Annotated in this window: 9 protein-coding genes; 5 read left to right on the top strand and 4 right to left on the bottom strand. The window is 72.1% G+C overall.

The window, feature by feature from the left end; all coding sequences use genetic code 11:
* Window positions 1–77 precede the first annotated feature (77 nt).
* The 3 genes from ACZ5FU_RS32845 to ACZ5FU_RS32855 all read left to right on the top strand — a co-directional run bounded on the left by ACZ5FU_RS32845 (window position 78) and on the right by ACZ5FU_RS32855 (window position 3,718).
* Window positions 78–1,346: a sensor histidine kinase gene (locus ACZ5FU_RS32845; RefSeq protein WP_468837153.1), complete on the top strand. Its 1,269-nt coding sequence runs from the start codon at window positions 78–80 to the stop codon at window positions 1,344–1,346.
* Window positions 1,331–1,981, top strand: a complete 651-nt coding sequence (locus tag ACZ5FU_RS32850; protein ID WP_451526465.1) for a response regulator transcription factor — start codon at window positions 1,331–1,333, stop codon at window positions 1,979–1,981. The genes ACZ5FU_RS32845 and ACZ5FU_RS32850 overlap by 16 nt, the downstream gene beginning before the upstream one ends.
* Before the next feature lie 171 nt (window positions 1,982–2,152).
* A complete protein-coding gene (locus tag ACZ5FU_RS32855) occupies window positions 2,153–3,718 on the top strand; it encodes a DUF1996 domain-containing protein (RefSeq protein WP_469047656.1) in 1,566 nt (521 codons plus the stop codon).
* Window positions 3,719–3,858: 140 nt separating this feature from the next.
* Here ACZ5FU_RS32855 and ACZ5FU_RS32860 read toward each other — a convergent pair whose 3' ends face one another.
* Window positions 3,859–4,299 carry a hypothetical protein gene (locus ACZ5FU_RS32860; RefSeq protein WP_451526467.1) on the bottom strand — a complete coding sequence of 147 codons (441 nt, stop codon included), beginning with the start codon at window positions 4,297–4,299 and terminating at the stop codon, window positions 3,859–3,861.
* 201 nt (window positions 4,300–4,500) lie between these two features.
* Between ACZ5FU_RS32860 and ACZ5FU_RS32865 the strand changes: the two genes are divergently transcribed.
* A complete protein-coding gene (locus ACZ5FU_RS32865; protein ID WP_469047657.1) occupies window positions 4,501–6,432 on the top strand; it encodes a hypothetical protein in 1,932 nt (643 codons plus the stop codon).
* A gap of 117 nt (window positions 6,433–6,549) precedes the next feature.
* The gene (locus ACZ5FU_RS32870) at window positions 6,550–7,239 is read left to right on the top strand and encodes a TetR/AcrR family transcriptional regulator (protein WP_451526469.1); all 690 of its coding nucleotides are present in this window, start codon (window positions 6,550–6,552) and stop codon (window positions 7,237–7,239) included.
* 80 nt (window positions 7,240–7,319) lie between these two features.
* Here ACZ5FU_RS32870 and ACZ5FU_RS32875 read toward each other — a convergent pair whose 3' ends face one another.
* The 3 genes from ACZ5FU_RS32875 to ACZ5FU_RS32885 form a co-directional block, all read right to left on the bottom strand.
* The gene (locus ACZ5FU_RS32875) at window positions 7,320–7,676 is read right to left on the bottom strand and encodes a 5-carboxymethyl-2-hydroxymuconate Delta-isomerase (RefSeq protein WP_451526470.1); all 357 of its coding nucleotides are present in this window, start codon (window positions 7,674–7,676) and stop codon (window positions 7,320–7,322) included.
* A 260-nt stretch (window positions 7,677–7,936) separates the two neighbouring features.
* Entirely contained in the window at window positions 7,937–13,339 is a 5,403-nt protein-coding gene (gene pulA, locus ACZ5FU_RS32880) for a pullulanase-type alpha-1,6-glucosidase (protein ID WP_469047659.1), read from the bottom strand.
* 175 nt (window positions 13,340–13,514) lie between these two features.
* Window positions 13,515–14,888 (bottom strand): alpha-amylase, encoded by a 1,374-nt coding sequence (locus ACZ5FU_RS32885; protein ID WP_468643606.1) that lies wholly within the window; start codon window positions 14,886–14,888, stop codon window positions 13,515–13,517.
* Window positions 14,889–14,983: the final 95 nt, after the last annotated feature.

A 14,983-nucleotide genomic window follows, 5' to 3' on the forward strand; every position in this document is an offset into this window, starting at 1 on the left:
CGGTGTACCTGGCTCCACCCCCCGGAACGGGGGTTCGGCCCAGTGCCCCCGGCCGGCGGGTCGGCCAGACTGACGGCATGAACACCACCACGAAGGGCGAGAGCGACGGCTTCGGGGTCCGGGGCGTGCTGCGGGCCGCCGGACGCGGGTTCGTGCTGGCCGTCGCCTCCCTCCCGCTCGCCGTCCTGTGCTTCTGCCTCACCGCCGTCTCGATCGCCCTGATCCCCATCGGTGTCGGTCTCGTGACCACGCCCTACGTCCTGACCGGCGTGCGCCTGTTCGCGGGCCGGCGGCGGGAGCTCGCCGCCGCGTGGGGCGGGGTGCGCATCCCGGCGGCGTACCGGCCGATACCCGAGGACGCCAATCCCTGGGCGCGCACCTCCGCGATGCTGCGCGACCCGGCGACCTGGCGGGACCTGCGGTGGCTGCCGGTGGACATGACCGCGGGATTCGTGACGGCGCTGCTGCCGGCGCTCCTGGTCCTCTACCCGCTGGAGGGGTTCACGCTGGCGGCCGGGCTGTGGCGGGTGTACGGGAACGACCCCTACTGGTACGGGTTCGTGCCCGTCTCCGACCAGCTCTCCGCGTTCGGCGCCGCCGCCCTGGGCGCCGTCCTGCTCCTCGTCGCCCACCGGTACACGGTCGGCGCCCTCCGGCTCCACTTCCGCCTCACCCGGGCCCTCCTCACCCCGACCCAGGCCGAACTCGCCGAGCGCGTCCGGGTGCTGACGCAGACGCGGCGGGACGCGGTGGACACCTCGGCCTCCGAGCTGCGGCGCATCGAGCGCGACCTGCACGACGGCGCCCAGGCCCGGCTGGTGGCGATGGGCATGGACCTCGGCACCGTCGAGATGCTCGTGGACAAGGACCCCGAGAAGGCCAAGCAACTCCTCGCGCACGCCCGGCGGTCGTCCGCCGACGCGCTCGCCGAACTCCGCGACCTGGTGCGCGGCATCCACCCCCCGGTGCTCGCCGAGCGCGGACTCGGTGACGCGGTGCGCGCGCTGGCGCTGCGGATGCCGACGGCCACCGAGGTGACCGTGGAACTGCCCGGCCGGGCGGACGCCCCCGTGGAGTCGGCGGCGTACTTCGCGGTCAGCGAGGTGCTCACCAACGCGGTCAAGCACTCCGGGGCCGACCGGATCTGGATCGACGTGCACCACGCGGACGGCCACCTGCGGATCTCCGTCACGGACAACGGCGGGGGCGGCGCGGTGATCGGCGCCGGGTCGGGGCTGACCGGGGTCGAGCGGCGACTGGGTACATTCGACGGCGTCCTGGCCGTCAGCTCCCCGGAGGGCGGCCCCACCATGGTGACCATGGAGATTCCGTGCGCGTTGTCCTAGCCGAAGACCTGTTCCTGCTGCGGGACGGACTCGTCCGGCTCCTGGAGGCGTTCGGCTTCGAGATGGCCGCCGCCGTCGAGAGCGGACCCGAACTGGAACGGGCCCTGGCCGAACTGGAGCCGGACGTCGCCGTCATCGACGTCCGGCTCCCGCCGACCCACACCGACGAGGGCCTCCAGTGCGCGCTGCGGGCCCGGCGGGAGCGGCCGGGGCTGCCGGTGCTGATCCTGTCCCAGCACGTGGAGCAGCTGTACGCGCGCGAGCTGCTCGCCGACGGCAGCGGCGGGGTCGGCTACCTGCTGAAGGACCGGGTCTTCGACGCGGAGCAGTTCGTGGACGCCGTACGGCGGGTCGCGGCCGGCGGGACGGCGATGGACCCGCAGGTCATCCAGCAGTTGCTGGCCCGGCGCGGTGACGACCGGCCGCTGGCCCGGCTGACGCCGCGCGAGCGGGAGGTGATGGAGCTGATGGCGCAGGGCCGGTCGAACGCGGCGATCGCCGCGAAGATGGTCGTCACCGAGCGGGCCGTGGCCAAGCACACCGCCAACATCTTCATCAAGCTGGGCCTGGAGGTCTCCGACGACGACAACCGGCGGGTCCTCGCCGTGCTGGCCTATCTGGACCGGGACCGGTGATTGTCACAACCACCTTGGTGGATAACGCAGTTGAAGCGGAATTGTCCCGCGGGACTCTCATCAATTTCTGAGACCGCTGAACACCCTCGGGGCGGCGTGCGTATGGAGAGGCGCCGCTTCACTCCTGTCGGGCGCCTCGATGCTGCCCCGCAAGGAAGTCAGAGGAGTTCCATGGGACGCAACACACGTAAACGCCGTTCGTCGATGGCCAACAAGGCCATAGCCGCGTCGGCGGCCCTAGCGCTCGGTGGGGGCGGGCTGATCTGGGCGAACTTCTACGCTTCGGCGCACGAGTCGAAGAACTCGTCGCAGAACCAGACCAAGGCCGCCGCCGCGCAGGTGGCCACCATCTCCTGCCCCGACGTGGGGCAGAAGCTGACGAACGTGCCCGGCGGGGCGCGTTCGGGGGTCGACAGGGAGCTGGCGAACCTCGACAAGCAGATCACCGAGGCCTACGCCCGGCTCGCCTCCACGCGCCAGGCGCAGACCAACGACGCGGGTTTCGTGCAGAACGCGATCGTCGGCCCCCTGAAGGAGAAGCGGGCCGCCACGATCGACCGGATCCGCATCAACATCCAGCGAGCGGGCGGTCAGGTCCAGGACCTGAGCCGGCTCGCCGCCTGCACCACGCAGGGCGCGCAGACCAATGCCGGCGGCGGCCAGAACGGCGGCCAGCAGAACAACGGCGGTCAGCAGAACGGCGGCCAGAACAACGGCGGTCAGAACAATGGCGGCCAGAACAATGGCGGCCAGCAGAACGGCGGCCAGAACAACGGTCAGCAGGGCAACGGCGGCCAGGGCGGCAACGGCCCGACGGCGGCGGACTTCGTCGACATCACCAAGGCCCAGCGGAACGCCCAGCTCGGTGTGGGCGCCAACGGTCTGTCCGCGAACGGCAACGGCGGATCGCGCGGCACCTTCACCACCTCCTGCGGCACCAACGGCAACGACAACCACAACACGGACAACGTGATCGTCGCCCCCGGTGTCACCAACGGCGCGCACCACCTGCACGACTACGTCGGCAACCAGAACAACGACGCGTTCGCCAGCGACCAGGAACTGGCGGCGGCCGAGACCAGCTGCCAGAACCAGGGCGACAAGTCGTCGTACTTCTGGCCGGTGCTGCGGGTGCAGGACGGGTCGCAGGACTTCGACCAGAACAACGACGGCGGCGGCAAGGAGGGCAACGTCGGCAAGATCCTCCAGCCGGCCCAGGCCCAGCTGAAGTTCGTCGGCAACAAGCGGGGCAAGGTCGTCGCGATGCCGACGGCGCTGCGGATCATCACCGGTGACGCCAAGGCCTTCGTGAACGGCAACGGCAACGCCAACGTCAACTGGAGCTGCACCGGCTTCGAGAACAAGGTGCAGCTGGAGGACAAGTACCCGATCTGCCCGCAGGGCAGCCAGGTCGTCCGCACGACCAACTTCCAGAGCTGCTGGGACGGTCAGAACATCGACAGCGCCAACCACCGCACGCACGTGGCGTTCGTCCAGGCGAACGGCACCTGCGCGAACGGCTTCAAGGCGATCCCGCAGCTCCAGGTCCGGCTGGTCTACAACGTCCCCGCGCCGAAGATCCAGAACGGGCAGGTCGTGAACCCGTACGCGGTGGACAGCTTCCCCGAGAACCTGCACAAGCCGATCACCGACCACAACGACTTCATCAACTTCTTCTCCCAGAACACGATGAACAAGATGGTCAACTGCATCAACACCGGCAAGCGGTGCAAGTGAGTGACGGTCTGACCGGACACCGGGAGCACTGAGACCGGGAGCACGCAGGAGGCGGCGGTGAGGATTCCTCACCGCCGCCTCTCACGTCGTCCGCGGGAACCCGGCGCGCCGCGCGGGAACCCGGCGCGCCGAGCGGGGACTCAGTGCCCCGAGTGCGTCGCGCCGCCCTGCGAGGGCTCGTGCGCGGAGTGGTCCGTGCCCTCCTCGATGTCGCCGCCGAGCGTGTTCCGCAGCGCCGTGACGGTGCCGGTCTCCTCGCCCACGGCCACCCACTTGCGGCCGACCAGGTAATGACCGCCGTAGTCCTTGGCGCCGTTGATCCACTCGCGCTGGCCGCGGTCGGTGGCGAAGGTCAGCAGGATGAACTTGCCGTCGGCGTTCTTGCAGAGCGCCTGACGGAGTTCGTCGGCGTCGGTCTGCATGTCGGGCGTGCACTTCACCTCGGCGGCCAGGTGCTCCAGGCTGCCCGTCGCGGTCACCGGTACGCCGCCCCGCGCGTCCTCGTCGGAACCACAGCCCGTCAGCACCAGTGCCGCCGCCGCGACTGCGGCCGCCGCGAGCATCGGTCGGGTCACCTTCATCTGTTCCTCCCAGCAAGAGCCTCGCTCTGGATACGGCTCCCGCGCCCGGTCCGCTCAACATACCCGCGTCCCGAAGGCACCCGGAGGCGTCCCGCGAGGGCCGGGGAGCGCTCCCGGAGTCGCCCCGGAGCGGTCCCGGAGCGGTCCCGGAGCGGTCCCGGTCCGCGGTGACCATCGCCCGGCTCGCTCGTTCTGCTGGACGTGCAGTCACAGGATGTCGCCCCACGCCCCGCACCCCGTTCCCCCGCCGACCGGACCGTCGACGTCGAGCAGGCCGAGGCCGCGCTCGTCGAGCACTACCCGCGTCTGGTCCGGCTCGCCTATCTGGTGCTGCCCCCCGGCCCCGGCCGCGGCAGGCGCGTCCTCGCCGCCCACGCCCTCGTCCAGCGCTCGCTGCCCCGCCGCGCCTCGGCCGCGGCCGTCCCGTCCCGGTCCGACCCCCACGGCGGCGACCCCGGTTACGCCTACGTCCGCCTGCGCGTCGTCCGTGCGGCGCTGGAGGCGGGACTGCCGCTGCGGCGCCGGGTCCGGCGCGGGCGCGCCCAGCTGCCGCCGCCGCTGCCCCGGGTGTGGGGGCTGCGGCTCTTCCCGCGCTCCGGCGGGGCCGACGAACTCGCCCTGGACCAGGGGCTGTCCACCGTGTCGGGCCCGGCCCGCGCCGCCTACGTCCTGCGCGGTCTGGAGGGGCTTCCCGACGGCGCCGTGCGCGAGGTGCTGGCCGGGGCCGGTGTCGACGACGTGGACGCGGCGCTGCGCGAGGCCGACACCGTCCCCGTGCGGTACACGCTGCTCGAGTCCCCCGAGTTCGACCCCTGTGCGCTCCAGGCCCGCCCCACCGACCTGATGCGGCGCCGCCGGCACACCAGGGCGGCGCTCGCCGCCGCGGCCGCGCTCGCCGTGTGCGGCGCGCTGGTCGCGCTGCCCGGTGACGGCCGGGGGCCCGCCGGTGCGGCCGCCCCGGCGTACGCGCGGAACCCGGCGGCCGAGGCCGCCCTCGATCCCGGGCAGCTGGTGAGGGTGCCCGCCGCCGCCTGGAGGACCTCCGCGCGCACCGACTTCTCCGTCTGGCCCGCGCGCGGCGACCGCACCGACGACGACGCGCTGCTGCGTCGCGCCCTCGCCGTCTGGGCCCGCCCCGGCGGAAGGGTCCTCCTCGCGTCGACGCCCGGCACCCCGTCGGGCGGCCCGGCCGGCCCGCCCCAGCTGCTGTACGCGGGTGACGCCGCCACCGCCCGCGTGGTCGTCCTGTACGACGGCCTGCGCATCGTCCGCTACGCCGAGCCGAAGGCCGCGTCGAAGGACGGCTCGGTGGGCGCGGTGCTGGACCTCACGCGGGTGGACGGCGCGACCGGCGCCGAGGCCGCGGCGGTGGTCCTGGACCGGGTCGACGGCAACGTCCGCTACCTGACCGCCCCCTGGGTGTCGAAGGCGGCCGTGCGGGACCTGTCGAAGCCGGGCGCCGGACTGATGGACCTGGACCTGACCGGGGGCGTCACCTCGCCGCTGTCCAGCCCCGCCACCCGCCGCGGTGCCTGCACCACGTGGAACGTGCTGCAGGTGACCGACGCCTCCGGGTCGTACCTGCTGAGCGATCTCGGCGAGGTGGTGCCCGCCCGGCTGACCGCGGGCCGGCCCACCGCGCCGAAGGAGGCGACGGGCGCGGAGGCGCTGCGCACCTGGGCGCCGTTCGCCTGCTCCCTGGGCGAGATGCGCGCGCAGGGCGTGCGGTCGGTCAACGCCTGGGCGTACGCGCGCCAGCCGCTGCCCGACGCGGGCGGCCGGGCCGGCTGGGTGTGCACCCGCGCCGACACCTGGCGGGGCGCCGGGAGCCGGGTGCTGGCCCAGTTCCACACGCCGGGCGGCCTGTTCGGGGCGGTCACGGCGCGGGCCGGTGACGTCCCGGCGTGCGGTCCGCGCGACCCGCACGTGCTGGCCGGGGTGCTGTGGAAGTCCGAGCCCGGCACCTGGTACCTCCTCGCCGCCGGCGACGAGGACACCGGGTCGGTGCGGGCGACGGGCGGGGTGAGGGGATCCGGTGAGGGCAACCTGCTGGCCGTGCCGGCGGAGAAGGGCGCGCGGGCCCGGCTGGAGGGGACGCTGAAGGGCGGGCGGGCGGTGGACGGGCTGGGCTGAGCGGCCGGCCCTCGCCGGGCGGAGACGGCGGGCCCGCGGCCGGCGGAGGGGACGCCGTGCGAACACCGTGGCCGGTCCCGTCCGTTCGCGTCCGGATCCGATCGGTAAGGTGTTCGTATGAGTACCGGGGTTCGCCGCAGGATGGGCGTGGAGGAGCGGCGGCAGCAGCTGATCGGCGTCGCTCTCGAACTGTTCGCCCGCCGTTCCCCCGACGAGGTCTCCATCGACGAGATAGCCGCGGCCGCGGGCATCTCGCGGCCGCTCGTCTACCACTACTTCCCCGGCAAGCTCAGCCTGTACGAGGCGGCGTTGAAGCGGGCCTCGGAGGATCTGGCGGGCCGGTTCACCGAGCCGCACGAGGGGCCGCTGGGAGCCCGGCTGCTGCGGGTGATGGGCCGCTACTTCGACTTCGTCGACGCGCACGGGCCCGGGTTCTCGGCCCTGATGCGCGGCGGCCCGGCGGTCGGCTCCTCCACCACGAACGCGCTCGTCGACTCCGTGCGCCAGGCCGCCTACGAGCAGATCCTGTCGCACCTGGGGGTCACCGAGGCGCCCGCGCGGCTCGAACTGATCGTCCGGTCCTGGATCTCGCTCGCCGAGTCGACCGCGCTGATCTGGCTGGACGGGCGGCGCGTCCCCCGCGAGGAGCTGGAGGTCAAGCTCGTGCGCGACTTCGCCGCCCTCACCGCCGTCACCGCCGCCTACGACGAGGAACTGCGCGCCCTGCTGCGGCCGGTCCTGAGCGGGGAGCCGGGCGACGGGCCGTTCGGCGACCTGGTGACCCGGCTGGTCGCGCTGGCGTCGTAGGACGGCCCGGAAAGGTCCCCCGTGGCTTTCCGGGCCCCGTGCTCGGGCCCCGTGCTCGGGCCTCGTGCTCGGGCCCGTGCTCAGGCCTCGTGCTTGCGGTACGACGGGTCGAGGTCGCGCACCTCGGCGGAGGCGTGCAGGGCCGTTCCGGCCGGGGTCCTCACGTGCTGCAGCAGCAGTTCCAGGACCGTCTCGGTGAGCCTGGCCTTGGTCTCCTCGGTGCGACCGGCCAGCAGGGCGATGTGGACGTGCACGAGGGCGTGGCCCTCGGTGTCGGGGCCGACGGTGGTGTCCTCGGTGCGGCGGAACCGCGTCTTGCAGGCCGGCGGCTTGGCGGCCGCGATCTCGACCACGGCCCGGTGCAGGGCGGTGGCGAAGCCGGGGCGGTCGAAGTCGTCGGCGAGCCGGTCGGAGTAGTCGACGGTGATCTGCGGCATGGGCACCCCTTCTGGACGGCCCGGTGGTGGGCGACGGGGATCAGCCTATGGTGCGAGCCGCGGCCCGGGCGGGGCGGTGCCGTCCTCGCGCTCCCGGCCTGTGCGAGCCGCGGCCCGAGCGATCCGGGCGGAGCAGCCGGCCCGGTCACCGCGGCCCGCCCACCGCCCGCCGCATGCCGTGTGCGTTCGTCGTGTCGCCCCCGGACGCACCGGTGGAGCGGACCGGGTTCGCGGTCCGCTCCACCGGGGTGGTACGACGGTCAGGGAGTGCGGGTGAACACGGCGACGGTCCGTGCCGGGACGGTGAAGGTGCCGGTGCCTTCCGCGTAGGCGGCGGCCTTGACGGTGTCGTCGGCTCCGGCGGCCTGCACCGGGTGCAGGCGGTAGCCGGTCCCGGCGAGCGCGTCGACCCGCTGGTCCTGTGCGTCGGGCGTCGCGTTGAACACGACGACCAGGTCGTCGAGTGCCATGGTGATGACGCCGGGCGTCTCGTCCTCGCCGGACAGCGGGAAGGAGAGCGCCGACTGCACCCGCGCGGCCGTGTCGAGGGAGAACGCCTTCTCCGTCGTACGGATCCTCAGCAGGTCCTGGTAGGCGGCCGAGGCGCCGGTGATCTGGGCGCAGCCCACGCCGGTCCCGGTCAGCAGGGGCTTGGCGTAGGACCACTTGGCGGCGTTGTCGGCGGCCGGGGGCAGTCCGCGGGCGAAGCCGTTGCCGGCGGCGCAGTTCCAGTGGATCGCGTTGAACCAGTCGCCGCTGTCGTAGGAGTTGCGGTCCAGGGACTTGGAGCGCAGCAGGTCGGTGCCGGCCTGGGAGAGCGCCGGGCCCTGCGAGAGGGTGGCCGTCGCCATCGCCAGGACCTGCATGCGGGCCCGCTCGGCGGCGGAGGTGTCCGCCGGGAGCTTGAAGGCGAGGGCGTCGAACAGCGACTCGTTGTCGTGGGCGTCGGCGTAGGTGAGGGCGTCGCCGGGGGCGTCGGCGTAGCCGGCCGGGGCGCCGTTGTAGTCGACCCGGGCGCCGGTGACCTCCTTGCCGGAGGTGTCGGTGAACCGGTAGGCGGCGAGGTTGCCGCTGAGCCCGACCTTGATCAGGTCCTGGTAGTGCAGCAGGCGGGCCTTCTGCTCGGCGGGGGTGCCGTTGGCGGTGGAGGAGTTGGGGTCGGTGTAGAGGCCGGAGGCGAAGCCCTGGACGCCCGGGTCCTCGTCGAAGGGGCCGCCGCCGCGGACGGCGTCGCGGGCGCGGTCGGAGAAGGTGGCGACACCCGTGCCGGCCATGTTCTTCTGGGTGGCCTGGACGAAGCGGGCGTCGTCGGCGACCTCGCCGAAGTTCCAGCCCTCGCCGTACAGGATGATCTTCTTGCCGTCGACGCCGTCCCTGGCGGGGGTCAGCGCGTCCAGGGCCTTGCGGACCGCCAGGATGTTGGCCTTGGGGTGGTGGCCCATGAGGTCGAAGCGGAAGCCGTCGACCTTGTACTCCTTGGCCCAGGTGACGATCGAGTCGACGACCAGCTTGCCCATCATGGCGTTCTCGGTGGCGGTGTTGGCGCAGCAGGTGCTGGTGGCGACCGAGCCGTCGGCCAGCAGCCGCTGGTAGTAGCCGGGCACCACCTTGTCGAGCACGCTGGTGGACGCCTGCCCGGCCGCGGCGGTGTGGTTGTAGACGACGTCCATGACGACGCGCAGGCCGTCCTGGTTCAGTGCCTTGACCATCTCGCGGAACTCGACGGTACGGGCCGTGCCGTCGGGGTCGGTGGCGTAGGAGCCCTCGGGGACCGTGTAGTGGAAGGGGTCGTACCCCCAGTTGTAGGCGTCCTTCGCGGCCGACTTCGCCACGCACTCCTGCTGCTGGTCGGAGTCGGCGGCGTAGGAGGCCAGGTCGCAGCCGGGGGTGGCCTGGTCGGCCTTCTTCTCGGGGACGGTGGCCATGTCGAAGACGGGCAGCAGGTGGACGTAGGACGTGCCGGACCTCGCCAGCCGCCGCAGGTGCGCGGAGCCGTCGCTGTCCTTGTCGGTGAAGGCGAGGTAGGTGCCGGGGTCGTCGGCGGTCGGGTCGGCCACCGAGAAGTCCCGGACGTGCAGTTCCTGGATCTGGGCGTCCTTCAGGGGGACGGCGGCGGGCTTGGCCAGCTTCGACCAGCCCTCGGGGGCGAGGTTCTTGTCGTCGAGGTCGACGACCAGGCTGCGCGCGGAGTCCGCGGTCAGGGCGACCGAGTAGGGGTCGGTGACCTTGTTGGTGACGACCTGGCGGGCGCCGGGCGCCCAGACCGTGACGGCGTACCGGTACGGCTCGTTCTTCCAGGACCTCGGCCCGGTGACGGACCAGACGCCGGTGGCGTCGTTCCGCTTCATCCGGACGGTGGAGCCGTCGATCTCCAGGGAGACGTTCCGCGCGGTCGGCGCCCAGACGGCCAGGGTGGGACGGCCGTCGCGGAACGTCGGGCCCAGGCGGGCGGTGGCCGCGCCCGCGTAGAGGTCGTCGAGGACGCCCGCGGTCTGCACCCCGGTGGCGGCGAGCACGGCGCCGTTCGCGGCCCGCTGGGAGGCGACGACCTGACCGCGCAGGGCCTCGCGGACCCGGTCGCGGTCACGGGGGTCGACGGTCCAGGCGGTGTGGTCCTTCAGGTGCGGGAACTTCGCCTTCTGGGCGTCGGTGAGCGTGCTCTTCGCGAGCCGCAGCCAGCGCTGGTCGGCGCCGGTGAGCGTGCCGTCCTTCGCCGTGATCGAGCCGGTGCGCGAGGACAGCAGCTGGGTGGAGGCGGCCGCCTCCGAGCCGTTCCAGGCGACGGTGTCCCGGTCGATCCAGACCGCCTTGGAGGTGGTGAGGTCGAGGGCGGCGGCGGAGCCGGCGGGCTGCGGCAGGAGGTGCTTCTCCTGGCCGCCGATCAGCCACACCTCGTGGCCGTCCGCGGTGAGGTCGAGCGACCGGTCGGTGGGCAGGTCCTTCTCGTCGCCCTTGTGGAGGATGTAGCTGAGGGCGGTGGCGCCCTCGGTGAGCGGCACCTCGAAGACCGCGCCGTAGCTGTCGGTGCGCACCGGCTTCAGCGGGTTCGACCACTCGGTGGGGTTCGCGGCGCCGGTCCAGGTGTGCAGGCCCCAGCCGTCGTAGTCCCCGTCGGCCCGGTGGTAGTGCAGGACGGCCTTGCTCCTGTCCTGCGGCGGGTAGGCGGGCCGTTCGGTCAGGACGGTCTCCTTGCCCTGTTCGATCCAGATCTCGCCGGTCTTCGTGACGTCGATCGTGCGGTCGGCGGAGACGTCCTTGTTCCCCTGTCCGTCGATGACGAGGAAGCTCACGCCGGACGCGCCGGGCTTGAGCTTGACGTAGGCGAAGGCGCCGTACGCGTCGCGGCCGGTGAAGGGGTGGCTGTCGGGCCAGTTCGTGGACTCGCCGTCGGCGAGGTCGCCCCAGGCGTACAGGCCCCAGTCGTCGTAGTCGCCGTCGGCGCGCCGGTAGTGGACGACCGCGTGATCGCGGGAGGAGGCGGTGGGGACCTCGGGGGCGGGCGGGGTGCCGGTGGTGGAGGCGGCGGTCGCGCTCGCCGTGCGGCCGGCGGGGTCGATCACCACGGCCTTGTAGCGCAGGGCGGTGCCGGGGGGCACGTCCTCGCCGATGACCTGCGTGACCTTGTAGGGGGCGTGGTCGGCGGAGCCGAGCGTGCGCCAGGCGCCGTCGCCCACCTGGGCGGCGAAGACGACGCGGTCGAGCCCGCCGCCGTCCACGCCGGCGCTCAGCTCGACGGTGCCGGTGGCGCCCGCGGCCGGGGCCCGGAGGGTGACGGTGGGCTTCGTGGCCGGCGCGGCGGGCCTGCCGGCGGCCTTGAGGACGATCGCCGAGCCCGCCGGGACCTTCACGGTGATCTTCCGGTGGGCGTCCGAGGTGACGGTCGCGGAGGTGCCGTGGAGGCCGCGGAAGGCCGTCTTCGCCGAACCGGTCGCGAAGGTCGCCGACTCGGCCTCGCCCGCGTTGTTGAAGGCGACGACGTACTCGGTGCCGGTCCGGGCGTCCGTGCGGGAGAAGGCGTAGACGCCCGCGCCGTCCGCCGCGTACCGCTCGGTCTGGACGCCGTCGGTGAGGGCCGGGTTGGCCTTGCGGAGCTGCGCGAGGGCGCTGATCTGCCGGTAGAGCGGGGCGCCGGTGTCGTAGGCGTCGCTCGCGTGGGTGCGGTCGGTGCCGATCCGGTCGTCGTCGAGGTAGTCGGCGGTCTTCGAGGCGAACATCGTCTGGCGGGCGTCCTTGTCGCCGCCGGCGCCGGTGAAGCCCTGCTCGTCGCCGTAGTAGACGACGGGGTTGCCGCGGCTGAGGAACATCAGCTCGTTGGCGAGCTTGTCCTTGGCGAGGAGCTCGGCGTCCGTGGCCCCGGCGTTGTCCTGGGCCAGGAAGGTGCCGAAGCGGCCCATGTCGTGGTTGCCGAGGAAGGTGACCTGCTCGTAGGCGTTGGCCTTGTCGGTGGTGTACCGGTAGTCGTCACCGAAGACGGCGGCCAGCTTCTTCGCGCTGCCGCCCTGGGAGGCGTACTGGCGGGCCGCCTCCTGGAAGGGGAAGTCGAGGGTGGCGTCGAGGCGGCCCTGGGTGACGTAGGGGGAGGTGACGGCGGTGTCGGCGGAGTAGACCTCGCCGAACATGAAGAAGTCGTCGCGGCCCCGCTTCGCCGCGTAGGCGTCGAGGGCCGTGGCCCACTGCGTCCAGAACTCCATGTTCACGTGCTTGACGGTGTCGATGCGGAAGCCGTCGACGTCGAAGTCCCGCACCCAGCGCTGGTAGATCTTCTCCATGCCCCGGACGACCTCGGGGCGCTCGGTCCACAGGTCGTCGAGGCCGGAGAAGTCGCCGTACGTCGAGCTCTCGCCCGCGAAGGTCGAGTCGCCCCGGTTGTGGTACATCGCGGGGTCGTTGAGCCAGGAGGGGACCTTGAGGTCCTTCCTCGCCGCGGGCACGACGGGCGTGCGCGGGAAGGAGCCGGCGTCGACCTCGGGGAAGTCCTCCGTGCCCGCGTGGTCGGCGTCGTCGAAGGGCTCGCCGTCCTTCGTCAGGTACGGGAAGGCGCCCTTGGCGAGGTAGCCGTAGGACTTCTCCTCGTAGTCGACGACGTCGGCGGTGTGGTTGGTGATGACGTCGAAGAAGACCTTCATCCCCTTGGCGTGCGCCTTGTCGATGAGGGTCTCGAGCTCCTCGTTGGTGCCGAAGTGCGGGTCGACCTGGGTGAAGTCGGTGATCCAGTAGCCGTGGTAGCCGGCCGAGGCGTCCTTCCCGGTGCCCTGGACGGGCTGGTTCTTGAAGAGGGGCGCCATCCACAGGGCGGTGGTGCCGAGCCCCTTGATGTAGTCGAGGCGCCGGGTGAGGCCCTTGAGGTCGCCGCCCTGGTAGAAGCCCTTGTCGGTGGGGTCGTAGCCGGTGGCGAGGCGGGAACCGGTCAGGCCGCCCTTGTCGTTGGCGGTGTCGCCGTTGGCGAAGCGGTCCGGCAGGACGAAGTAGAACTGCTCGCGGGTGAGGTCGTGCCGGGCGGCGGTCTTCGCCAGCGCCGCGTCGGAGGGCGGCGGGGGCGGGGTGGCGGCGCGGGCCGCGAGCGGCTGCACGAGGGCTGCCGCGAGGGCTGCCGCGGTGACCGCGGCGACCCGCCCGGCACGGGCGGTGCGGCGCGTCCCGGGCGCCGGCCATCTCGGTGTCACAGGTGTGAACTCCTTGCGATTACGGCTCTTTTGGGTCCGACCCCTGCGCCACGGGACGGCTGTGTCGCCGGGCGCCGGCGTGACCGTAACCCTGGCGAAAGGCTTACAGCAAGGGTCGTGAAAGACTCGGCAAGAAATTTCACGACCCTTGCCGTCGCATGCCCGGGTCAGGCGGTCAGCAGCTGGACTTGCCCGCGTGGACGGCCAGCGCGGTGTTCGCGCCCAGGGTGGCGGTGAGCCGGCCGCCGGAGTCGACCGTCACCGTCGTGTTGCTCTGCACGTTGCAGTACGTGCCGGCGGGCAGCGAGGTCTGGTAGGTCCGGCTCAGCGAACCGCTCTCGTGGTTGATCGCGACGAAGCCCTTGGAGCCCCGGCCGAAGGCGATCGCGTCGCCCCCGTTGTCCCACCAGTCGGTCACCGACTGGCCGCGGGTGGCGTTGCGGAAGGCGACCATGCGCTGGATCTCGGGCCAGGCGTGCTGGCACTTCCAGCCGTTCTGCCAGCAGGCGCTCACGGAGCCGCCGTTGGGCGGGCCGGCGTCCGTGTCGGAGAACTCGTAACCGGAATTGATGTCCGGGGCGCCGTAGGGCCAGGCCAGCATGAAGACGTTGGCGAGCGTGTAGGTGGCGCCGTCCTTGTAGCTGAGCGTGGAGCCGTTGCGCTCGGTGTCGTGGTTGTCGACGAAGACGCCGGAGACGGAGCTGTTCATGTAGCCCCAGCCCTCGCCGTAGTTCTTCAGGTAGGCGAGGTTCTCGTTGTTGAAGACCCGCTTGAGGTCGTAGGCGTAGCGGAACTCCTGGACGTCGCCGTTGCCGGTGTACTCGGTGGGCTGGACGGCCTCGCCGCTGCCGTAGATGACCTCCTGCTTCCAGTACACCGACGGGTTGCTCAGCCGGGACTTGATGTTGGCGAGGTCGGCGGCCGCGATGTGCTTGGCCCCGTCGACGCGGAAGCCGTCGACACCGAGGGAGAGCAGGTCGTTCAGGTACTTGGCGATGGCGCCGCGAACGTAGTCCTCGCCGGTGTCGAGGTCGGCGAGGCCGACCAGCTCGCAGTTCTGGACGTTCCAGCGGTCGGCGTAGTTGGTGACCTGCGAGGTGCAGTTGTCGAAGTCGTACGAGGAGTACAGACCGGGGTAGGCGTACTTCGTGTACGACGAGCCGCCGGTGCCGGTGCCGTTGCCCGCGGACATGTGGTTGACGACGGCGTCCGCCACGACCTTCACGCCCGCCGCGTGACAGGTGTTCACCATGTTCTGGAAGGCCGTGCGGTCGCCGAGGCGTCCGGCGATCTTGTAGCTGACCGGCTGGTACGACGTCCACCACTGGGAGCCCTGTATGTGCTCGGCGGGCGGCGAGACCTGCACGTATCCGTAGCCGGCGGGGCCGAGGGTGTTGGTGCACTCCTTGGCGACGGAGGCGAAGTTCCACTCGAAGAGGACGGCCGTGACGTCCTTGGTGCCGGGCGGGGAGGCCTGCGCCAACGACGGGGTCATGACAAGGGAGGCGGCCGCGAGGGCCAGCGCCCCGGAGAGGGTTCTGCGTGCCATGTGGGGTTCCTTCGACGTTGAAGGTTCTTGCTGAAAGATTCCAGCAATCTTGCGGTGACGCAGATGTTAAAGGCCCGCCGCCTGAAAAGGCAGCG

The sequence above is a fragment of the Streptomyces sp. NPDC031554 genome (genome assembly GCF_055580685.1).